We start from the raw sequence: 20,976 nt of genomic DNA, 5'->3' as shown, positions 1-20,976 counted from the left end.
CCCGCGGAGCGGGTACTGCTGTGGCAAGCCACAGCAGAGGTGCCGGCCTCCGCTAACGCTCCGGCCTGGCTCCGCTAACGCTTCGCCAAATTCCCTCGCAAGCGAGGGAATTAAATTCCGCAAGCGGAATTCCGAAAACGAATCAATTCGCGCAAGCGCGAATTGATGGCACCCGCGCAAGCGCGGGTGCTGCGGCTGGCAGCAAGGAGGGTGCATCGCGTGCGGGCCTGTGTAGCGTTTGGGAATCCCAGCCATCACCCCGCAACACGCTGACGGCCCATCAACTATGCTCGGCACAGTTGGCGATCGGGACGTTACAGCTGGCAATGCATCAACTGTGCCGGCTGTGTACCGATTGAGATTCCTTCGCTGCTGTCCCGTGCCGGTTTCCGGCACAGCGCTTGTCCGACGGGGCGGCGCAGCCGACGCGTCGGAATCATCGATGCCGTTCCGTCCCCGAGGCCGCCGCGTCATCCGCCCCCCGCCCCGTTCCTTCTCGTTCTCTCTGTCGTTGGGGAAAGTGGCAGCAGAGGGGATGTCAGACCTCCAACCATGCGTAAAAGCCTTGGTTGACCTGCGGATACGTCGCCCCTCCCGAAGAGGCTCGCGCAGGGGACGTCGCAAGAGAAGGCGCAGGAGCGGCCGCAAGGGATGTCGCAAGGGATGATGCAAGGTTCGGTGTTTCGGGTGTCTCCCCGGTTGGAGAGTGTATTATTGATTTTGAAGTCGGGCGGCAACCTGACTCAGTTTCAATCGCCAACACGAGGAGCCCACTTGAACACCGAAGCCGAAACCGTTCACGCGGTGAGCCGACTCACGATCCACCTTGCTGGAGGACACGAGACCGACGCATCGATTGGTCTGACGCTCATTCCCCTTCTGAAGATCCCCACGGCAATCATCGAATTTCGGCATCCTACCGGCGCACGCGTTTGGTGGGAAGGCTGGTGTGAGGCCACCGAAATGCTCGACAGGATCTTTCCCGAACAGGTCGACGCGGGAGAATTACGCGAACCCGAATTGACCATCAATTCGTTCGTGATCCTTGACGACGCTCCCCGTCGCGCCAAAACCCGGGCCCGCAGCGCGGCAGTAAGCCCCGACGGAATCGGCGCACTGTCCGTAACCGTCGGAGGTCTGACAATCGCATGCGCGTCCCGCGCGGCTGTCGAATGCCAGGTGCGCGGGTGGCGCGAGGCGTACGAAATGTTCGCCAGCGACGGAGGCTTCGGACTGCCGTGCGCCGACGAGGTGGCTGCACGCGTCCGGGCCGACCACGCCCGCCACGGGCTCAACGAGCTGTTGACGGCCACCGAGGAGCAGCGGGCAGCCCGGGCGCAGTGACGCTCCCAGGGTGGGGGCCGCCGGTCGCCTCACCCTCCCGGAGCCACGGCCACCAGAAAGGGGACAGCATGACCGCCACAGGACCGATCAGCCGGGGGCAGCGCGTGCGCATCGAGCGCAACCCCACTCGAGGGCTGGGCACTCACGCCCGCCCGAGGACCGCGAGCCGGCCCGCACCGTGGCCCGAGGTCTGGGAAGGCACTGTGTTGCAAGTGATCTACGAGGAAGGCGAGTTGACTGACATCGAGGTCTACGGCAAGCGTGAGAGCACCGGTGAGACCAAGCGGGTCGGATTCAGCCTCACCCGGAACCCGTTCTTCCGTACGAGCGTGACGCCGGTCGAGTCACGTAACTGTCCACGTCCGGGGGGTGATTGAGGGTTGACGACCCCCCTCTAGAGAGTATTATTGATTCTGCGGATGAGCGGCAACTCATCCGTCGCCAACTCAACCACCCAAGGCAGGGGAACGATGAGCGAGTACCAGGACCACGTACGGCAGAGCCTCGAAGGACAGGACGTCGACCCGGGCGAGGATCTCAGCATTAACGCGATGCGGTGGACGCCCAACCCCGCCAGTGAGGGCGAGGCGACGCAGACCGCCGCCGACACGGCACACGCGCTACTCGACCACGTCGCCGACGCGTACCTGTCCCTTCTGGGCGCCGTTCTCGGCGACGGGACGCACCACATGGTGGCGAGCGCCAACGCGCCGCACCGTGTCCTCACCGAAGGCCAGGAACTCACCGTCATCGGTGACGCCCTGATCGTCGACGAGGCCGCATCCACGCGTGTCTGCGCCGTGATCGCGGCAGGCATGGTCGGGTGCGGAACCGGTGGACTGGTCGTGCGCACCTTCAGCCCCGACGGCTCGGAGTTCGTACGCGGCTGGAGGTTCCGGAACTTCTGGCTTCGGCCGCTCACCGCGCAGGAGATCCGGCAGGCGTACACCGTCATCCCGGAGACCGGCGAGCCGGTGGACCCGGAACCGGGCGTTGAGTACCGGCAAGCCGAGCGGGTACCGCACCCGGACCAGGCCCCGACAAACGGCGCAAGCGCCAGCCACGCCGCGCCCCGGGATAACCGGCCCCCGAACCGCCGCAACTGAACACCACCCGCCGGGGCCGGTCGCCCGACCGGCCCCGGCGGGAACGCCCCTGCCTCCCCTGCCCTTGCCTCCCGGTGTGAGCGGCAACTCACCCGGCACCAGCCCGACCAGGAGTGACCCGACATGACCGCGACCACGCACCCCGCCAGCAGTACGCGCGCTCCCGCCCGGGCGCCGGCCCCGACCACTACCGAGGTGCCGGCGCCCACCGCCCCCACCGCCCTGCTGCCCCGCAACCTGGCCCCGCTCACCGCCCGCGCGGAAAGGGCGGGATGGACGGCCGCCGTCGAGACTCAGCCCGGACACTGCGCCCTGGTGCTCACCGCCCCCCAGGAGACCGGGGAAACCGTCCTGCGGTGTGCGTGGCGGCTCACCGCCCGGGGCTACCGGTGGGACGGCGCCACCCTGACCCGCTACGGCCAGCAGGCCGCCGAGGGAATCGCATGGCGCGCCGTCGGGGACCTGGTAGCCGCCGAGGCCCCCACCGCCCGCACGCAGCCGACCGCCCCAGACCTGTCCATGTCGGTGTACGGCAGGCACGACGCGTTGCCCGTGACGGTAGAGGTCGTCTCGGCGTCCGCCGTCACCACCCCGGCGGGCGAAGTCCCCGTCGTGCTGCGCCCGTGGATCAAAGGCACCGTCCCCGTGGAGCTATACCCGTCGCGGTTCGTCGGGCGCGACTACGTCGGCGCTGACTGCCTGCTGACCCCGGCGGGCGACGATGCCGCCCCTGATACTCACCCGGTCCTGTCGGTCCTGCCCGCCAACTACCTCACGTCGAACGCCGCCTATCTGGAAGATCTCGCCGCATACGCCGTGGCGGAGGGACACACCCCCAAAGAGGGAGCCGAGTTCGCCCGTTGGGTGATCTCGTCGGAAATCATGACGTTTGGCCTGTACAACTCGGCGTACGAGGCCTGGGAGCGATCGCTCACCTGCACCATGACCGCCCGCTACGCGGTGCTCACGCACTCGCGGTCGAACGGTGCGGCGCTAGGTCTGGAGTGCAGTTGCGGACAGCGTCACCCTGGTTGGCCCTGGGAACGCACCACGGTATGGGATGACGAGGAGTGCCCCTACCCCAGCGTGGGTGCCATCCCCGCGCACCGGGCCGCCGACCTAATCGCCCAACGTGGATACCGGGTGGCGGGTGAGTGGTCGTCCGGGGAAACCGTCCGCCGGGTGCCCGTCGAGCCAATCGCCGCTCCCAAGGCCGAGACGGCGCCGACCGCGACCGCAGCAGCGGACGCCGCGCCGTCCGGCCCGGGCACGGCTGAAGCGTGGGAGTCCGACGGCAGAGCCTGCCCCGGAGTCACACCGCCCCGTGGCCCCGAGCCCGGGCCGATCGCCACCAGCGCCCCGCAGGAGCCCGGGCCGACCGGCAACGCCCCCGCGGCCCCGCCCGCTGCGCCATCGGCCGACCATGTCGCCAGCCTGCCCAGGAACGCGCGGTCGCTGGCCAAGGCAGCGCCCGCGAACGGGTGGAATGCGACCGTCACGGCCAACCTCATTCAAGGCACCCTCGTACAGGCGGTCGAGGTGCCCAGCGAGTTCCCGGTGCGCACCGGCGCCCAGGGATTCACCGCCCGGTGCGTGTGGGCCCGGGCCTCCTATCTCTGACCCACGCTGCAAAGCCCCTGCCGCTCCCCGTTGCTTCGCTCCTGGCCTCTTCGTTGGGCCGAATGAGCAGTCGGTGGAGGGGCGGGAGCGTGCATGCGGCAGGAGTGGTCACCCGAGGATGTGGTGCGTGCTGGACGCCGGTGGGCGCCGACTGGGAGCTGGTCGCGAACAAGTCCGGTCCGACGCGGCTCGGGTTCGTGCTGATGCTGAAGTTCTTCGAGCTGGAGGGCCTGCTCCCCCAGTTCGTGGAGGAGTTGCCGCGGGCCGCGGCCGATTGCGTGGCTGGCGTGGTGAAGGTACCGGCGGAGGACTTGGCGAAGTACGGGCTGTCGTCCCGCTCGGCGAAGGGGCACCGTACGCAGATCCGCGAGGCCCTGGGGTTCCGTCCGGCGACCCGGGCCGACGAGGAACGGCTGACCGGCTGACTCGCCGACGAGGTCTGCCCGGTGGAGCTGGTGGAGGACCGACTGCGTGAAGCCCTGCTCGTGCAGTGCCGTAGCGAGCGCATCGAGCCCCCGGTCCGTATCGAGCGGATCGTGGCCGCCGCGCGGGCGCGGGCCGGCGCCGACCTCGTCTACTGGCACCGCAAACGCGAGCAATGGCGAATGCTGGCCGAACGCGCCCCCGACGGCAAGACCGCCGACTACCTGCACGAACCCTTCGAGCCCACCGCCCGCGCGATCGAGGGCCTGGAGAAGGCACTGGAGGCCGTCGGCCTCCTCGACGAGGCCCTCGCCCTCGATCTGCGACGTCCCCAGGACTACTTCGGACGCGTCTGGAGTACCGCCTTCCGGGCCGATGAACTCCGCCGTCACCACCAGGAGGAAGGTGACGCCGCATGAAGACCGACTCCACCGCCGCCGCCATCGCCGCACGACAACGGCAGACCGAACAGAAGCTCGTCCAGGTCGAGACGGCCATCGGCCAGCTCCGCCGCGAACGCGGCCGACTGACCGTCCGGGCCATCGCCGACCGCGCCGGCGTCTCGGCCACGTTCCTCTACGAGAACGAGGCCGCCCGCGCACTCGTGAAGAACGCCGTCGCAGACTCGCGCAGCCGCCACGACCGCACGGCCCAGCAAGAACACGCCCGGGTCGAGGCATCCTGGCGGGAGCGAGCCCTTAATGCCGAGAGCGAGCTGACCCGCACGCAGAAAGAGGTCTTCGCCCAACGGAAGCAGCTCGGCGAGCTCATGGGCCAGCTCCGAGACGCAGAACAGATGGTCCCGGCGAATCCGTCCAGCACCTAACCACGGAGAACACCACCCTCAAACACCGCTTTCACCAGCTCACCCAGGAGCACCGCAAGCTCCAAGAGCGGCTCGAAGGTGCCCGCTCCAACCTCCGCTTCGCCGAGAAACGCATCTCCGATCTCGAAGCCCAGCTCCTCGAACAGGGCGACGCTCCAGTGACACAAAGCTGACGAAAAAATCACGTCACTCGCAACAGTCCGGCTCCTAAGATCACTGCAGGCGGATACGCCGCGCTCGTCTATCGTGACTATCCGTGATTGGAGGCGCGTCGACGGGCGTTCTACCAAGGCACGAGGAGGAACGACTATGGCGCAGACCGGACGGCGGGTTGATCCATTCGCCGCGTTCAATTTCACCCTGGACATCGACGGACTGGCGGGCTCGCACGGCTTCTCCGAGTGCAGCGGCGCCAGCACCGAGCAGGACGTGATCGAGTACCGCGAAGGCAACATGGACTTCTCGGTCATCAAGCTCCCGGCGCTGAAGAAGTTCGGTGACATCACCCTCAAGCGCGGCTTCACCACCAACCGCGAGCTGTGGGACTGGCGGCGGGCCGTACTGGAGGGCACTGTGGTTCGCCGCAACGGCCACCTCGTGCTCAACGACGACGCGGGCAAACCGGCGTTGCGATGGAAGTTCACCAACGCCTGGCCCAAGCAGTACTCGGCACCGTCGCTCAGTGGCACCGCCACGGAGGTCGCCATCGAGGAGCTGGTGCTGGTGGTGGAGAGCTTCGAGCTGGACGCTGTGTGACCGCCGCGGCGCCGCCGTCAAACAGCACCTTCCGATCCCCATGAATCCGCACGCGCGGCGGCCGTTGAAGGCCGCCTCGCGTGCGGATTCATGTCCGGGGCCACTCCGGCGGACTCGGAGGGTTGACCGCGCGGGGGATACGTCCCGGACATGACCGTGACGCATCCCCCCCAGCTCAGACACAACGCGAATTCGTGGTCGCTCGGAAAAGATCACCTCCCGCCGCGGCCACTTCTCCGGATGCCCGCCGGTCTTCGTCTGGCAAGCCGGGACCGGCAACAAGGGTTCCTTCTCTGAACTAAGAGCGTGTCCCCCGTGGCGGTGAGCGACTGTGACGTTGCGGTTGTCCCGCCCCGCTAGACGTTCTTCTCCCTGTCACGCTTGATCTTGGTGATTCGGCTGCCCTGGCACCTCACTACTGGGGGCGGCCGGTTACTCTTTCCGATCATGCGAGCCCTCTTCCCAGGATCCTTCGACCCGGTCACTCAAGGGCACCAGGACATACTCCGGCGGGCTGCCCTCCTGTTCGACGAGGTCGTCGTGTGCGTGATGTTCAATTCGAACAAGACCGGACGCTTCCCCGTCACGGAACGGCTGGACCGGCTCCGCGCGGCAGCAGCGGACCTGAGCAACGTCACGGTCGACTCCCACACCGGCGGCCTGCTGGTCGACTACTGCAGCCGAGTCGGAATCGATGTCGTCATCCGCGGAGTCCGCGGCGTTACTGACCTGGACTACGAGATGCCGATGGCCCGCATGAACCACGAACTGGCCGGAGTCGAAACGTTCTTCATCGCTGCAGACCCGGCCCTGGCCCACATCTCCTCCACTCTCGTCACTGCGGTGAGTCAACAGGACCTTCTCTGAACTACGAGGTGCGGCCCGCGATCTCGCGGTAGGTCGGGATCCCGAGGTTGATGGTCGTGGCCCGGCGTCGACGGTCTTCGAGCTGGGCGAGCTTGTTCTCAGTGGCGGCAAGGCTGACGCGCAGTCCCTCGGCTTCGCCGAGCCAGCCTTCGCGTTCGGCCTCAGTGATCCGCTCGTGCAGGTTGCTGCGGATCTCTGCCAGACGTGGCCGCTGAGCTGGGTCGACGCGGAGAACTGGGCAGCGGACGCAGCTGTGTTCATGCTGGCAAGTGGTGCCGTAGGCGCGACCGCAGTCGCCCAGAGCGACCTTCCTCCGCTCGAAGTGGCCAAGGAACTCCTCCCACTCCGTATCGGTGGGGGTGCGGTATTCCTCGCTGGGCCGTAGTGCCCGGCGGCGGGCGATGAAGGCCCGGTGGCCGTTGATTGCTTCCTCGGGATAGACCGCCTTGTAGCCCATGGTGGTGTTGATGTTCTTGTGGCCGAGGATGAGCTGGGCGATGTGGGGCGGCATCCCGTTCATGATCGCTTCTGTGGTGAAGATCCTCCGGAAGTCGTGTGGCTGATAGTTCAGAGGCTGGCCGGCCGCGTCGGTGAGGCCAGCGGCTTGGAGGATCTCGTTGATCGCCTTCCTGATGGTCTTGGAAGAGACGGCCCGCCGCTGACCACCACTGGACCACTGGAAAAGCAGTGGAGTTGGCGGAAGCCAGATCTTTTCCAGGCCGTCGTAGAAGGGGACCAAGGGGATGGCCCCACTTGTCTCACGGACCCGGCTGACGATCGCGCTGAGGACGTCGGCGAGTTCGGGGCTGACAACCAGGAGCCTTTCCTCGTCGGTCTTGGACGGGGCGATCTGCAGAAGCGGGATGAGCTCGCCGGTCGAGGGGAGCGTGTACTGGGTGATGCTGTGGTGACTTGTCTCCAGCATTTCCTCGATCCGGACACCGGTGTGCCGGAGGAACTCGATGGCGGCCCAGCCCCAGAATGCGCGGTGCTCGGCCAGGGCGAAGTGGTGCCTGCGGCCCGACGCGTCATAAGCGCAGGCAGAACCGCTGACGTCGAGCCGAGTCGACTTGCCGGCCTTGGTGAAGGTCTGTCCGAGGACGTTGAAGGCGCCGGCGCTTGGCGTTTGACGGATCGCTTCCAGCCGGGTCCGTGCCTCCTGGAGGCGGTTCTCCGCAGCGGTGACCAAGGCCGGCAGCACTGGCAGCCGTTCGCGGGTGCGCTGATCCATCCGCGCCTTGCGGCGTCGGATGTCCTTCTTGTAGGTGATCTCGTTCCCGCTGATCGGGCAGGGTGCCGCCCACGGTCCCCACCTGGTCGGCTCTTCCAAAGCCCACTGTGCAATGTCGAGATAGAACGCACGGACGTATCCGAGCAGGGATGCATAGCTGGCCCGCGGGGTCGTCACCTCGACCATGGTGCCGTCGGGCTTCCGGCTGCGGTTGGTCTTGGTCCGGAGCCGCTCCTTCCAGGCCGATGCGGTGCTGCGGTCCAGGTGGAGGGATGTGATCCCAGGGTGGTGGGTCTCCAGGTTCTTCCAGAAGTGCAGGGCGAGCACGCGCGCGAGGTCTTCGAAGCTGGCGTAGTCCAGGGCCGGTTGGCGTTCGGAGAGGTAGTCGACGATGAGATCGCGGACTGGTCGGCATTCGAGCTGATAGCGGTCCACCAGCTCGGCGGGTGTGTACTGCCCGGAGAACACAGCCAGCGCGCGCAGGGTGGCGGGGGCGTCCGGCGGGAACTGCCCCATGTCCTTGAGGAGGGAGTAGAACAGGAACCGGCTGTCACCGCCCTTCTTCTCCAGAGCGACGGTCTCGGTCTGCCGCAGCTCGATGCAGTCGCCGACAGTGATGTCGCCGACTCCACCGCCCTTGGCGAGGAGGATCATCGAGATCTGGGTGCAGGCTTTGAGTCCGGGTCTGGAAGACAGCACGACCGGGTCGGCGGACTCTTCAATCCGGGCGAATCCCGCTGGGTCGCGGTGCTCGACCACGGCCTCGCGCCAGTAGCGGGTTTGGACGATTCGCAGTAAGAACGGCAGGTCGGGCCGGATTACGTCCGCGACGAAAAGGCAGAGCAGCCCACTTCGCAGTGCCTCCTCCCGGGCGCTCTCTCCGCGCTCGGTCAGCCAGGGCAGCACCACGTCGGTCCACTTCAGGCCCAGCATGTTGGCCGGGCTGGCCTGCCATCGCTCCTGCCATGTCGTCCCGGGGAAGGTCTCGAGCCAGCTGAGGATCTTGCGGGCGCCGTACCAACGGTTTTCGTGTGTCGTTTTGACACGTGCTCGCAGTGGCGGTCGGTCGATCCTGGCCAGGACGGCCTCGCGGGTCTCCTCGGTTGCGGCCCAAGTGGAGGGCCGCGGCCGCGGTGGGAACTGCGAGAGCAGTTTCCGGGCCGCCTCGCCGCAGAGCTCGGAGGCGTGTCTTCCCGTCCGAGCTGGTTGGGCAGCAGTCGCTGGCGCGGTGGTCACGGGAGTCCTCCGAACAGGGTTTTCAACGAGGCCGGGTTGTAGCCCGGGGCGGGCGCCGGCGGCTTGGCCGGTTGTTGTGCCCGGCGGGCGTGGTGGGCGAGGACCTGCTCGATGACCTCCTCCTGACTCGCGGCCAGGTAGATCTCCGTGGTGGACAGGTGCGCGTGTCCGAGGACCCACTGGACGTCGGTCAGTGACATCTGTGGGTCGCGGGCCATCCGGTAGGCGGCGGTGTGCCGGAGGTCGTGAAGGGTCCAGTTCGAACCGAGCAGATCGTTGGCGCGGTTCAACATGGCCCGGGCGGCGTGGTAGTTCAGCGGCCGCCAGGGGCGTCGCAGAGTCCACCACAAGGGGTGGTTGTGGCCACGGGGTGCCCCCTTGCGCCAGGCTTCCTCCTGAGCCAGCCGCAGCCAGACGAACGCGTCCGTGGAGGCGGGAATCTGCTGGTAGGCGCGGGTTCCCTTGCGGGTCACGCCGATGAGCTGCTGGCCGGGCAGGGCGTCCTTCACCCGGCTGGTGAGCAGTTCCTCGGCGCGGGCCCCGGTGGAGACCCAGAACGCGAGCAGGGCCCGGTCGCGGTTGTACTTCAGCGCGGCAAACAACGCGTTGAACAGCTCGTCCGGGATCCGCCGCGGGATGCGCTTGGGCACCTTCGGCCGGTAGCGGCCCTGCCGTTCGGGGCGGAACGGCTCCAGGGGATTGTGGTGTGCGTGAGCCCGGGAGTTGCGGCGTGAGCGATCGAGAGGGAAGGGGTTGATGATCGGGCCGGTGCCTTCGTCGAGGTGAAAGTCGTAGAAGGTCCGGAGCACCGTTTCGCAGTGGGCCCGCGTGGAAGGCGCGTACTTCCGGCCCGGGGTAGATCTGCCGGTGACCGGGTTCGGCGTCCCCGGCTCCGCCCTCGGGGCCGGCACCGTGGGCGCCGTGGTGCCTTTGCGCTGGTGGCGCCAGTGCACGCGTACCGGCTTGTCGGTGAGCTGGAGCCATCGACAGAAGTCGCGGGCCTCGGCTCTGGTCGCCTGATCCCAGTGCACATCGACAGCCCAGAGGAACCGGTACCACCGCAGCAGGTCCATCCCGTACGAGCGGATCGTCGTTGCCGGCTTCGATGCGGCCTGCAAGTCAGCGAAGAACGTCGCTACTGGTAGGACGAACTGTCCGTCGGGATCGAGCAGTTGGTACGGCTCGGCAGCTTCACCGGTCTCCTTCAGGCGCCCGATCTGCGGCACGACGAAGGCCGCCACGTTCCGGCTCAGTCCTTCAGCATCCTTCACGCACCGGCTAACGCCAACACACTGAATAGGTCACTGAGCTGCAGAAACATCGGAATTAGTTCAGTCAATACACCAGGAGGGCCCACTCAGCGACGGAGGTGTCAGAGGGGTAGCGCCGGCCACGGGAAGCAGCGGGCATGACGGGGCTCGGCAGGGGATCGGTGGTGGACAGGGGCTATTTGGAGAGCTGGGCGAGGGTTGCGCGGACGCCGGTGAGCTGGGCGGTGGCGAGCTGGGCCCATTCGTCGTCGGGGTAGCGGGCCAGGTGCGGATCGAGCGTGCCCGTGATCACCCGGGTGAGGCGGCCGAGAATTTGCCGGAACTGCCGCTTGTCGTACTCGATCCAGTCTGCGGGGTCGTCGGAGAACATAAACCCGTCCCGGCGGGTCCAGGTGATCGGCGTCAGGTTCTCCGCGGCGACGACGTCGCGGACTTGCCGGATGCCGCGGCCGGCCTGCGAGTGGGTCAGGCGGGTGGCGGCCATCAGTTGGTAGGTGTGCAGGCCGGCGGGGCGTGCTTCCATCAGGGCGACGCGGACCAGGTCGCCGTAGTGCTCGGCCAGCGGCCGAGCCTCCCGGCGTTGCGGCATGGCCTACTCGCCTTTGAGTAGCTGGACCAGCTGCTCGTCCAGGGTGAACTCGCCGTTGTCGAGCGCCCCTTCGAGCCAGTCCGCCGCCGCGCGGACCCGCCCGATCTGACGCCTCACGGTCTCCCGCTCATCCTCGGTGAACTCCTGCCCCCGCAGCTGGCAGAGTGCGTTTTCGTCGACGACCACGCCGAGAACCTCCCGCCCGCTGAAGCGCTCGGCATCCACACGATTCACCATACGACCGACCCCGAAGACACTGCGGCGCAGCTCGACGCGCTGCTGGAGCGCGCAGCCGCCTGAGCTCAGGAAATCCGCAAGGAGCGGAGCCGATCGGCGATGCCATAAGTCAAGTTCCAGAGCGCCGATGTCGCCGATCAGCTCGCGCCAGACCCCGAACTTGGATCCACCCGCTCCCCGTGCATCTTCGGGTATGCGACGGCCAGGCCGTGGCCGAACAGCTCATTGCGAGCCGAGCACTACGCACTCCTCGTCGACGAGCGCTACGGGCGTGCTCGGACATGGATGCGGCGCAGGGAGTCGCACTCAACGATGGCGGAGCTGATGGTGACCGCTCCCTAACACGTGCAGAGCAAGCAGGTGCCGCGCTTCGGTCGGGAGTGGAGGGTGGCTTCGTGGTGGGGTGTGCGTCGGCGAGATTGACAGTCACCCTCAAGAGAGTCATATTGATTACGCGCAACAGCGGTAAAAATGGTGGGCGGCGGAAGGCACCCCCTCACGAGGGTGTCGGCCCAGAGCGGCAACCCCGGCCGAACGTCCCGCCGACCACCTTCACCAACCCGTCTCGCCCTGCCAGCGCGCGAGCGTCGGAGAGACAAGAGGAGCAGGCGCTCAGTATAGGGCCGCGGCCCGGACCGGAGAGTGCAATGTCGACCAAGCCCGTGAACCCGCAGCGTCGCGTCATCGGAAGCGACCGTGCCGTGGTCAACCGCGACTGGATCCGCGGGTTCACCGGCGCGAGCGTGGGCACCGCGGCCCGCTGGTACAAGGTGCGCCTCGATCAGCCGGAGAAGCACCGTCACCCGGAGAAGGAGCGCATCGGCGGGACCGACTTCTACGACGAGGAGCAGTTCCGCTCCTTCTACACCTGGTTCCAGCAGGACAAGGCGAGCAAGGTCCTCAAGGCCGACCCCGAGCTGTACAAGCTCGACCCCGCGGACATCGTCTCCATCAACAAGGCCGCCGAGCTGCTGAACTTCAACGGGCCCTCGGTGATCCGCAAGTACCGGCGGGACAACCCCGGCTACTTCCCGGACTCCGTCGGCGAGGTCGAAGGGCCCACCGGCCGGATGATCCCCGGATTCCGTGTCGGCGATCTGCAGGACTTCGACCGGAAGCGCACCGGGGAAAAGCTCGGCAAGGCCGGCCGCCGCCCCGGCCCACAGCCCGAGGCGCCCGTCGGCCGGCCTTCGGCCCTCGAGGAGGTCCTCGCCGCCGAGCTGAGCGCCCATGACGACGGTGAGCCGCTCACCGCCACGCAGCTCGCCGAGCAGTACGCAAAAGAGGCGATCGAACGCGATGGCTACCACCCGGGTCTGGCCGCAGAGCTCAGCGTGCAGTACGGCGGTCCGCAGAGGTCCTGGGAGTACGCCGTCCGCAACGCCCTCGGGCATCTCCCCGCGGCCGCGCCGTCCCGCTCGGAGGCTGACCGGCGGGCGGCCATCGCCCTGGCCGCCCTGCGCGAGCGCGGCGACGTCCGGGGGCTTGCCGCCTCCCTCGCCCGCGAGCACGGCGGCAGCCCCGACGTCTGGTCCCGCGCGGTGAACGCGGCACGCAGGCTCACCGACCCCGCCGCCTGATCACCCCGACCAGCCGGAAGACGATCCCCGATGCCCAGCTATCAGCTTCGCGACACCGCCACCCGCCACGTCCTCGCCCGTGACCTGGCCGACTACGCCGCGGCCGAGGCCGCCCTGGACCGCCTCGACGACAAGCTGGAACACGACCTCGCGGCCAACGGCGAAGGCGCCGGACGCATCCGGCTGCGCCTCGACGTCGAGAAGGTCACCGACGGCGCCGCGGAGGCCGTCGGACACCACGTGCTCCTCCTCGGCGTCGACGACCACACTGACCCACTGCCCGCGCTGTAGCCGACGGAGCCTGCCCATGACCCGCGGTACACCGCCCAAAAAGCGCTCCCACACGCCGCTGCACGGCTCAGGCGAGGGTCCAACACCCGCGGCCAGGACGATCGCCGTGCACGACGGACTGCTGGCTCTGCCCTGGAAGAGCTCCTGGGCCGGTACCAAGCGCACCCTTTGCCGTACGCGCAGATGAAGAAGACCGACGTGGTCACCGCGCGCATCCCGATCACCGCGGACCCGATACTCGGCTCCACCCTGGTACGGGAGCTCACCACACCCCTTTCCCTCTCGATCGGCGCGTTCCCGTGGGATGCCGAGCCATCCGGGCGAAGCAAGAAGGTGAGGAACTGGCTGCACCGTCACTACGCTCTGGGCAAGCGGGACGTCTACGCCCGGTTGCACCACCGCTACGTGCTCTTCGAAGATCTGGACGAGGAGACCTGGCGGCTGGTCGGCCGGGCCAGAGCTCTGCGTTCGGCCCTGCAGAGGGCCGAAGTCGTGAAGGCCGGGCACCTCGACGAACCTGCCCTGCTGGCCGCAGTCAGCGCCACGCTGTGGGACATGGCCCAGCGTTGCGCCCGGCTTACCAGCCTGCGCCGTGCGCGCGAACGCGCAGGTGTGTACGACACCAAAGGCCTCCTGCCCGCACAGACGGTGCAGCAGACGGCCGAGGTGCTCGCCGAAGCCCGGGCCGCTCTCGACAGCCCCATGGGCAACCTGGAGGGACTCGCCCAGCACGTGTTTGAGGTCGACGACCACTACCGAGCCTGGAAGGCTCTGCAAGAACTCGTCGGCCGCAGCGACGACTTCGCCGACCTGGCCGCCGCCGACGCCGTTGATCCTCATCACGCGGCCGCATGGGGCGGCCACTACGCACAAGCCCGCGCCGCCGCTGCGACGCTCGCAGCCTCCATCGGCGCCACCCGTTCATTCCTCGAGGATCACGGGCTCACATCAGCCTGAAGCTCTCTACCTACCTGGTGTCCTGCCAACCAGGGGCGGCACGCCGCCGGTCCCGGAACATGGCCGTGGTTTCCCGCTGCTCCCTCGCTCGGCGGCATTGTCTGGGGGCCGATATGGTCGTTTGCATGAGCATGTCGTTGAGCGTGTACCTGCTGGATATTGCCGCTACCCGGGCCCTGGTGGGGTCTCGTGATGACCAACTGTTGCAGGTGATCCAGGACAAGTTCGGCAACGACCTTGCGAGTTCTGACAACTGGTTCTCCAGCGAGATCGCTGCGGGTGCACCCACCTCATGGGAGGCACTGCGGACAGTGGTGTACGGCGGACCGTTCCCCGGCGGCGGTTCCCCACAGGCGTTCCAGTACGGCTACGCGTACAAGCGGTTGTGCTCGCTGACGGGATCCCACCTGAACAACGGCTCCTTCAGTCCTTACCGTGCCGGCTGGCTGGAGGCGGTGGACGAAGGCCTCCAGGTTTTGGGAGTCACCGCAGTGTCGGTCGCGGACTTTGGCATGTCCGCTGGGCTGCCCCAGGGCGTCCCGTGGTCGGAATTCCCGGGCTGTGCGGAGTGGACACACGAGCAGTGTCTGCAAGCTCTGGAGCAGTTCGAGGAGGCTGACCGTGCCGGACGTACACCGCCGTCGGATCCCGAGGTGTTCAACGCGCTATGCGACTGCGTGGACTGGATGACAGCAGCGGCACAGCAACCTGGACACGGCGTGATCGGGTTCCAGTCGTAACCGCAGGGGCCATCAGTACACGGCGCCCGCTGAGCCAGCCTGCCGCCTTGGGAACTGGCTGAGAGCCCGATAGCGCTGGACAGCAACGACAGTGGCGCAGGAAGCGGTTAGCGTGGGTGAGGGTGGCCAACGGGACGATCTCACCGTGCTGGCGCCCCCCGTAGCTGCACGCCGTCAGACGACGAAAGCAAGGTAGGTGCCAACCGTTAGACCGGAGAACATGATGAGCTGGCGCGGCTTGAGGCAGGTGAAGGCTGCGTGCATTCCGATGCCGACGGCCACGGCGTAGGGCGTCGTCTGCGGGATGAGCAGCGCGGGCGGTAGCGCGATCTCCACGGCGATGACCGTGACCGCGGCCAGGCGCCAGAGGCGGACGTCCCGGTGGCCGAGGTTGCCCGCATGGCGGCGGACGAAGCCGGGGATTCCGTACTGGCGGCCGTAGGGCAACTGCTCCCTGACCTGGTTGTAGGTGTGAATCCACTGGGCGAGGTAGAGGCCGGAGCGGAACTGCACGGAGCGGATCTTCTGCCAGGCACTGTTCCAGTAGATGTCGGTGGTGATGAGCACAAGGAGGCACTGCGCCCAGGTGTTTGCCCTGCTGGGGGCGTGGTCGATGTGCAGGCCGTGGCCGAGGTTTCCGGCAAGCAGGAGACAGGCGCCGGTCAGCAGGGCGTAGCGGACGCCGTGCTGACTCTTGAGGTAGAGGAGCTCCATGACGATTCCGGTCAGGACCAGCGTGAGCGACAGCCGAGGTGCGAGCCCGACGGTCAGGGCCATGGCAGCGATCGTGCGGACGATCAGTGCGGGTCGGTAGGCCGTCGCGAGGAGTTGCGCCCGCCTCGGACCGAACAGATGCTCCGTGACGAACCAGGTGAGCGACCCCTGGGCGAATCGGTCCCATCCGCCCTGGCCTATGGAGAGGGCGAAGCGCAGGGCACAGACCGTGCCGAAGACAAGGCGGAACTGCTGGAGCCGTCCTGGGTCGGTGGGATGTTGGAAAGCCGAAGCGAGGGAGTCAAAGAACCACACGGCTGCCCCTCACCTCGATGGGCTGCTCGCCCCGAACGGACAGAAGCCGACCATGCCCGTCGATCCGGTCGTACTGGCCGGTGCGGGTGAGGTAGACGATGATCGTCTGGAGTTGGGGCGGCCCGAGGATGAAGCTGCCCGGGGACAGGTAGGCGTAGACGTTCACCGGCTCGGTGCGCCCGTCCTTGGTGGTGCCGGTGAGTGAGACGATCGTGAAGTTGGCCCGGCAGAACATGCGCCAGCGCAGCCAGCTGCCGGGCATGGGGGTGAAGCCGGTGGCCATCCATGCCACCAAGGCGGCTGTGAGAACAAGTTCGATGATGGGCAGCACTGTCGAAGAGTGCATGACAGAGGCCTCCGGGAACGGGAGGGTGATGGGAGTGCGCCCGCAGCGGGACGTCGGGGTCAGCGCTCAGGCTTCGGGGGCCGCTGCATCAGCGCGGCCGCGGCCTCGGCGAGAGTGACCTTTTCGTGCAGCAGGGCAGAGACCACGGACGTGAGGGGCATCTCGACGTCGTGAGCGTGGGCCAGAGCGAGGATCGCCTGCGCGCTCTTGACGCCCTCGGTGGTCTGCCGCGTGGCAGCCGTCGCCTCCTCAACACTCAGGCCACGGCCGAGGTGGGTGCCGAAGGTACGGTTCCGTGACAGCGGTGAAGAGCAGGTTGCCACCAGGTCACCCACGCCGGCCAGACCAGCGAGGGTGGCCGGATGGGCCCCCATAGCCACTGCCAGCCGGGTGGTCTCCGCCAACCCACGAGTGATGAGCATGGCCGTCGCGTTGTCACCCAGACCCATGCCCGAGGCGATGCCGACCGCGAGAGCGATGACGTTCTTCACCGCACCACCCAACTCGCAGCCGATGACGTCCGTGCTGGTGTAGGGCCGGAAGTAGGGGGTGTGACATGCCTGCTGGAAGCGGCGGGCGGCTTCCTCGTCCGGGCAAGCAACGGTGGCCGCGGCGGGCTGTCCCTCCATGATCTCGCGCGCCAGGTTCGGGCCCGACAGCACCGCAACCCGGTCCGCACTCACACCAGTCACCTCGGTGATGATCTGGCTCGCCCGCAGCCCGGTGCTCTGCTCGATGCCCTTCATCAGCGACACGATCACGGTGTCGGGTCCGATGTGCGGCGCCCACACGGCAAGGTTTGTCCGCAGGGTCTGCGCAGGGATGGACAGCACCAGGAAGTCCGCGCCGTCCAGCGCGGCAGCCGGATCGGTCGTTGCGGTCAGGGCGGCCGGCAGCTCGATGTCCGGGAAGTATCCGACGTTGCGGTGCTCGGTGTTGATCCCGGCGGCGATCTCATGCCGACGGGCGTGCATCGCCACGCTGGTGCCGGCTTCGCTCAGGATTTTGGCGACGGCCGTACCCCAGGACCCGGCCGAGAGAACCGCCACGCGGACGGGGCGGTTCTGGCTCACTGCGGAGTCCTCTCGATGGACACGGATCCGCCGTCGGGGGAACGGCTGGGATGGGTCATCGTACCGGCCGAGTTGGGCGCCCTTAGTGACATGCTGGCGCGCCGCAGTGTCAGCAGGACAGCACGGCGGCCGGAGAGGACAGGCAGCATCTGGTGTGCCTCGATCAGCATGTTCCGTGCCGGACCGTCGCCCAACTGGCGCCGCAGCTCGTCGGCGTGGCCAATCCACAACGCGTAGAGGCGTTCCCACATGGCGGGCTCGCCGGGACGCTCGTCCACGTACTCCAGGATCAGCCCGGCGGCCTGCGCCTGCTCTTCCCATTTCGGTGGCACACCGGGTCTCAGAGCACGGGTGAGGAGGAGTCGGCCGCCGGGCGCTAGGACCCGGCCGAGTTCGCGCAGTGCGGCTACTCGGTCTGTGGCACCACCCAGAGCATCCACGCACACCATGCCGCGGGCGCAGCCGTCGCGCAGGCCGCTGGCGTCCAGCCGGGCGACACGGAAGGCCGCGTGGTCGGCGGGAACGAATTGTGCACGCCGGGCGGTGGCCTGCGCGACGGCGACCGGAGAGATGTCGAAGCCCTCCAGACGGACCGCCAAGGCGCGAGCCAACCACAGGCCGACACAGCCGTTTCCGCAGCCAGCGTCCACCAGGAGCTGGCCGGGCCGCATCCGCAGCCGCGCGGTCATCAGCCCCAGCAAGGGCCAGTCACACGAACTGGAGGCGTTGATCTCCAGGGGGTAGTCCTCGCCCATCGCCTCGGCGTACAGACGGGCGACCAGCGGGGTGCGTGCCCGCGCGGCGTGCAGCGCGTCGTACTGGGCCGCGAGTTGCTCGGGCCATGGGCCGGCTGGGGTGACAGGGTGAGGCGTCATCGCGGCATCGACCTCCTGGTCCGGGATCGGGTGCCGGGACAGACGACCTGGACCGCGCAGACGGGCGTCCATGCGTCCGACAGGTCCATGGCCATCGGCTCGTACCCGGTGATGAGTGCGACCCGCCGCGCGACCTCCCGGACCTGTTCGGCGAAGCCGCCCACGACCGGGGCGAGGCGTGCCGTCGCCTGCGGCCACTCGGTAAGCCGTTCTTCATGCATGGGGCGGGAGGGCGCGGTGTCGATCCACGCGGGATCACTCGGAAGGTCGTCACGCGTTCCGGCGATGGCCGTCAGTCGCGACTGCGCCGCCTCGGTCAAGGCCCGGGTCAGTGCGATGACCGGGCTGCTGTGGCATCCGCCGCCAGCGAAGACCATCGGGTGGTCCTCGGACCATAGGTACGCCAGACACACCGGCATCCCGTACGCGCCGTCTAAGAGCGCCAGTTCCATCGCCATCCCGGCGGCACTCACCCGGTCGATCAGCTCCTGGGCGTAGGGATCATCGACTGTCCCGGGGTCGATCAGCGTCCGCTGCCGACCGCCGCGTTGCTCGTCCTGGAACAGGACATCCCGCTCCACAACCTCGCAGAGCGCGTGCAGCAGTGCCTCGTCGCGGGTGTTCCCGCAGGCCAGGCCAGTGGTGGTCGCGCGCAGCAGATGCGGGCTCCACTCAGGCCGCTGTGCCCGGCGACGGACCAGGTCGACCGGCACCATCATTGCCTCCCCGCTCATGAGGCCAATGCCCGTGGTCCACTCCCACACGACGCGGGCGAGGGTGGCCTCGGGGTACGGGACGGTGAGCGGCAGTGCGGAGAGGGGGTATTCAAGGCTGACCTCTACGGATGAGCCGCGCATCGCGATGGGCGGGGGCTGCTCGACGTGCCACAGCTCGATCGCCTCCATCACGGCCGACAGTTTGGCCAGCAGATCGGTGGCGCCCTTGCCCTGGGACGCACTCAGGGTCAGGGACGCCGGCCGGATCGCTGTCCAAACTGGCAGCCCGACGCAGTCCAGGTCAGTCAGCCGGGCAACGCGGGTGATTCCGTACGACGGCAACAGTCCTGCGACCGTCTCCCACGTTTCCTCGGCAGGTCGGGCTCGCATCGTGCCCGGCAGCATCAACAGGTCGTCAGCAGACACCACGGGCCGCCTCCATTCGTTCAGACGACTCGGCCAGATACCCAGGCACCAGCCGCTTCACGGTCTCCACAGCCCGCACACCGCAGACCAGGCCACGGGCAGAGGCTTCCTCGTCGAACAGGTGCTCAGGGCAGCGCCACACCTGCACAAGCATTCGGCGGGCAAGGTCGTCGCGCACCGCCGCAATCGAGAATCCGGGCCGGTCGCGGCGGGCCTCAGCAAGGGTGTCGGCGTAACGGGCAATCGCCGCGCGGTCCTCGACGGTCTCACCGGCCAGCAGCAGAGCCACCGTTTCCTCGTCCCGCAGATCCACCATCGGGCGGAAAAGGCGATGAGCGGGCAGGGCGCCGCCGGTGGCCTGGGCCGCCCGGGCCCTCAGCGGCAGGCCGGGGCTCCCGTCTGCGGGGCGTCGGGAGCGGCGTTCCAGGTAAGCCGTCCACCTGCTGCGGAATGCGGGGTCGAATACCTGCTGGTAGACGAGCCGGTCCTCGGTGAGCAAGTCCAGGCCGTCAACCAAGGTACGGGCGAACGCGTTGGACCAGCGGCGGAAAAGCGGCGATTCCCACGTGTGCGGGGAGGGCGGAGCAATCTCGGACGGCAGGCCTTCGAGCGCGGTGTGTACGGCGGAGAGGGCATCGGCGCGCTTCAGGTCGCCGAAGTGCTGGTCACGCTCGGTCTGTTCGGCCATCCAGTCGGCGAACGCCGTCTCGCCCTCGCGGCGGCATACGGCCCGAACCGCGGCCCAGGTTCGTTGCGGGTAGTGGACCGCGCCCAGCGCCGCCAGCAGCCTCGCGGCCCGCTCTCCGTCGAGTACCCCCGCCGACCGGGCCAGGTCCAGGACGAACCGGAGGTTGACCACCGGCCAGGTCAGGATGTCCCACTCCCCGTCCGGCGCCTGGCCGACTGCAACCTCGTCGTCGCCCTCGATGTCTCCCTGGGCGTAAGCGGTGTAGATCCGGCCGACCCCGACCATCCCGAACGGCGCCAGCTCGGCCGCCCTGAGCGCACCAATGCTCGCCGCCCCGATCACCCGAACGCCCCGGCCCATCGCGGCCAAGATCTCCTTGTGACGCAGCGCAGGAGCCTGGTGATAGACCCCGTCGATGATCACGGCTGTGTCGCCGATGTCGATCTCGGCCGCGAACAACTCCCCATGCCGCACCGGTGGCCATACCTCCACCCCTGGCGCGGCGAGTAACGGCTCGGACCGGCGCAGTGTCGGCCCAACGAACACGTGAATCACTGAACACCTCTCTAGGAGGAGGGGTGCCCTCCCTAAGGCCGGGCTGGCATAGAGGGAGGGACACCCCTTGGAAGCGACGCTCAGATGCTGGGAGAGGGACTAGGCGGTTTCGTTTGGATCATCGGGCGGACCAGAGGAAGATGCCTGCGATGTAGAGTCCGGCCAGGTAGATGGTGGCTGTCTTCTCGTAGCGG

Annotated in this window: 24 protein-coding genes; 13 read left to right on the top strand and 11 right to left on the bottom strand. The window is 67.9% G+C overall.

Annotated elements, in window-relative coordinates; translation table 11 throughout:
* Positions 1-774 precede the first annotated feature (774 nt).
* The 7 genes from ACZ7P3_RS41790 (at position 775) to ACZ7P3_RS41760 (ending at position 5,319) form a co-directional block, all read left to right on the top strand.
* Positions 775-1,344, top strand: coding sequence for a hypothetical protein (locus ACZ7P3_RS41790; protein WP_472089925.1), 570 nt, complete (start codon positions 775-777; stop codon positions 1,342-1,344).
* 68 nt (positions 1,345-1,412) lie between these two features.
* Positions 1,413-1,721, top strand: a complete 309-nt coding sequence (locus ACZ7P3_RS41785; RefSeq protein WP_472089924.1) for a hypothetical protein — start codon at positions 1,413-1,415, stop codon at positions 1,719-1,721.
* A gap of 93 nt (positions 1,722-1,814) precedes the next feature.
* Complete coding sequence (locus tag ACZ7P3_RS41780) at positions 1,815-2,450, top strand: hypothetical protein (RefSeq protein ID WP_472089923.1); 636 nt, start codon at positions 1,815-1,817, stop codon at positions 2,448-2,450.
* A gap of 123 nt (positions 2,451-2,573) precedes the next feature.
* A complete protein-coding gene (locus ACZ7P3_RS41775; protein ID WP_472089922.1) occupies positions 2,574-4,070 on the top strand; it encodes a hypothetical protein in 1,497 nt (498 codons plus the stop codon).
* An 89-nt stretch (positions 4,071-4,159) separates the two neighbouring features.
* Complete coding sequence (locus tag ACZ7P3_RS41770) at positions 4,160-4,495, top strand: DUF4158 domain-containing protein (protein ID WP_472089921.1); 336 nt, start codon at positions 4,160-4,162, stop codon at positions 4,493-4,495.
* A 21-nt stretch (positions 4,496-4,516) separates the two neighbouring features.
* Positions 4,517-4,912, top strand: coding sequence for a hypothetical protein (locus tag ACZ7P3_RS41765; RefSeq protein ID WP_472089920.1), 396 nt, complete (start codon positions 4,517-4,519; stop codon positions 4,910-4,912).
* Complete coding sequence (locus ACZ7P3_RS41760; RefSeq protein WP_472089919.1) at positions 4,909-5,319, top strand: DUF6262 family protein; 411 nt, start codon at positions 4,909-4,911, stop codon at positions 5,317-5,319. Before ACZ7P3_RS41765 ends, ACZ7P3_RS41760 begins: the two co-directional genes overlap by 4 nt.
* On the opposite strand, the gene ACZ7P3_RS41755 is transcribed toward ACZ7P3_RS41760, so the two are convergent.
* The gene (locus tag ACZ7P3_RS41755) at positions 5,316-5,504 is read right to left on the bottom strand and encodes a hypothetical protein (protein ID WP_472089918.1); all 189 of its coding nucleotides are present in this window, start codon (positions 5,502-5,504) and stop codon (positions 5,316-5,318) included. The two genes, ACZ7P3_RS41760 and ACZ7P3_RS41755, sit on opposite strands and share 4 nt — an antisense overlap.
* A gap of 124 nt (positions 5,505-5,628) precedes the next feature.
* Between ACZ7P3_RS41755 and ACZ7P3_RS41750 the strand changes: the two genes are divergently transcribed.
* The gene (locus ACZ7P3_RS41750; protein ID WP_472089917.1) at positions 5,629-6,075 is read left to right on the top strand and encodes a phage tail protein; all 447 of its coding nucleotides are present in this window, start codon (positions 5,629-5,631) and stop codon (positions 6,073-6,075) included.
* Between the two features lie 447 nt (positions 6,076-6,522).
* On the top strand, positions 6,523-6,942 hold the full coding sequence (gene coaD, locus ACZ7P3_RS41745; RefSeq protein ID WP_472089916.1) for a pantetheine-phosphate adenylyltransferase: 420 nt from the start codon (positions 6,523-6,525) through the stop codon (positions 6,940-6,942).
* A 1-nt stretch (position 6,943) separates the two neighbouring features.
* On the opposite strand, the gene ACZ7P3_RS41740 is transcribed toward coaD, so the two are convergent.
* The 4 genes from ACZ7P3_RS41740 to ACZ7P3_RS41725 form a co-directional block, all read right to left on the bottom strand.
* On the bottom strand, positions 6,944-9,106 hold the full coding sequence (locus tag ACZ7P3_RS41740) for a tyrosine-type recombinase/integrase (protein ID WP_472089915.1): 2,163 nt from the start codon (positions 9,104-9,106) through the stop codon (positions 6,944-6,946).
* 299 nt (positions 9,107-9,405) lie between these two features.
* Complete coding sequence (locus tag ACZ7P3_RS41735) at positions 9,406-10,650, bottom strand: tyrosine-type recombinase/integrase (protein ID WP_472089914.1); 1,245 nt, start codon at positions 10,648-10,650, stop codon at positions 9,406-9,408.
* A gap of 205 nt (positions 10,651-10,855) precedes the next feature.
* A complete protein-coding gene (locus ACZ7P3_RS41730) occupies positions 10,856-11,269 on the bottom strand; it encodes a hypothetical protein (RefSeq protein ID WP_472089913.1) in 414 nt (137 codons plus the stop codon).
* A gap of 3 nt (positions 11,270-11,272) precedes the next feature.
* Complete coding sequence (locus ACZ7P3_RS41725) at positions 11,273-11,494, bottom strand: DUF6192 family protein (protein ID WP_472089912.1); 222 nt, start codon at positions 11,492-11,494, stop codon at positions 11,273-11,275.
* 659 nt (positions 11,495-12,153) lie between these two features.
* Between ACZ7P3_RS41725 and ACZ7P3_RS41720 the strand changes: the two genes are divergently transcribed.
* The 4 genes from ACZ7P3_RS41720 (at position 12,154) to ACZ7P3_RS41705 (ending at position 15,074) form a co-directional block, all read left to right on the top strand.
* The gene (locus ACZ7P3_RS41720) at positions 12,154-13,086 is read left to right on the top strand and encodes a hypothetical protein (RefSeq protein ID WP_472089911.1); all 933 of its coding nucleotides are present in this window, start codon (positions 12,154-12,156) and stop codon (positions 13,084-13,086) included.
* Positions 13,087-13,116: 30 nt separating this feature from the next.
* Entirely contained in the window at positions 13,117-13,377 is a 261-nt protein-coding gene (locus ACZ7P3_RS41715; protein ID WP_472089910.1) for a hypothetical protein, read from the top strand.
* Positions 13,378-13,560: 183 nt separating this feature from the next.
* Positions 13,561-14,334: a hypothetical protein gene (locus ACZ7P3_RS41710; RefSeq protein ID WP_472089909.1), complete on the top strand. Its 774-nt coding sequence runs from the start codon at positions 13,561-13,563 to the stop codon at positions 14,332-14,334.
* Between the two features lie 125 nt (positions 14,335-14,459).
* The gene (locus tag ACZ7P3_RS41705) at positions 14,460-15,074 is read left to right on the top strand and encodes a DUF7691 family protein (RefSeq protein ID WP_472089908.1); all 615 of its coding nucleotides are present in this window, start codon (positions 14,460-14,462) and stop codon (positions 15,072-15,074) included.
* Between the two features lie 174 nt (positions 15,075-15,248).
* Here ACZ7P3_RS41705 and ACZ7P3_RS41700 read toward each other — a convergent pair whose 3' ends face one another.
* Genes ACZ7P3_RS41700 through ACZ7P3_RS41675 form a run of 6 tightly spaced genes read right to left on the bottom strand, consistent with a single transcriptional unit; the run spans position 15,249 to position 20,782 of the window.
* A complete protein-coding gene (locus tag ACZ7P3_RS41700; RefSeq protein WP_472089907.1) occupies positions 15,249-16,103 on the bottom strand; it encodes a hypothetical protein in 855 nt (284 codons plus the stop codon).
* Positions 16,090-16,449, bottom strand: a complete 360-nt coding sequence (locus ACZ7P3_RS41695; RefSeq protein WP_472089906.1) for a hypothetical protein — start codon at positions 16,447-16,449, stop codon at positions 16,090-16,092. Before ACZ7P3_RS41695 ends, ACZ7P3_RS41700 begins: the two co-directional genes overlap by 14 nt.
* Positions 16,450-16,508: 59 nt before the next feature.
* Positions 16,509-17,522 (bottom strand): NAD(P)H-dependent glycerol-3-phosphate dehydrogenase, encoded by a 1,014-nt coding sequence (locus tag ACZ7P3_RS41690; RefSeq protein ID WP_472089905.1) that lies wholly within the window; start codon positions 17,520-17,522, stop codon positions 16,509-16,511.
* Positions 17,519-18,397, bottom strand: coding sequence for a class I SAM-dependent methyltransferase (locus tag ACZ7P3_RS41685; RefSeq protein ID WP_472089904.1), 879 nt, complete (start codon positions 18,395-18,397; stop codon positions 17,519-17,521). The genes ACZ7P3_RS41690 and ACZ7P3_RS41685 overlap by 4 nt, the downstream gene beginning before the upstream one ends.
* Positions 18,394-19,518: a YcaO-like family protein gene (locus ACZ7P3_RS41680; RefSeq protein ID WP_472089903.1), complete on the bottom strand. Its 1,125-nt coding sequence runs from the start codon at positions 19,516-19,518 to the stop codon at positions 18,394-18,396. Before ACZ7P3_RS41680 ends, ACZ7P3_RS41685 begins: the two co-directional genes overlap by 4 nt.
* A gap of 10 nt (positions 19,519-19,528) precedes the next feature.
* Positions 19,529-20,782, bottom strand: a complete 1,254-nt coding sequence (locus ACZ7P3_RS41675) for a TfuA-like protein (RefSeq protein WP_472089902.1) — start codon at positions 20,780-20,782, stop codon at positions 19,529-19,531.
* Positions 20,783-20,976 lie beyond the last annotated feature (194 nt).

This window comes from Streptomyces sp. NPDC107581 (assembly GCF_055657175.1).
The sequence above is the reverse complement of the archived record's forward strand: the minus strand, read 5'-3'. Positions and strand labels throughout refer to the sequence as shown.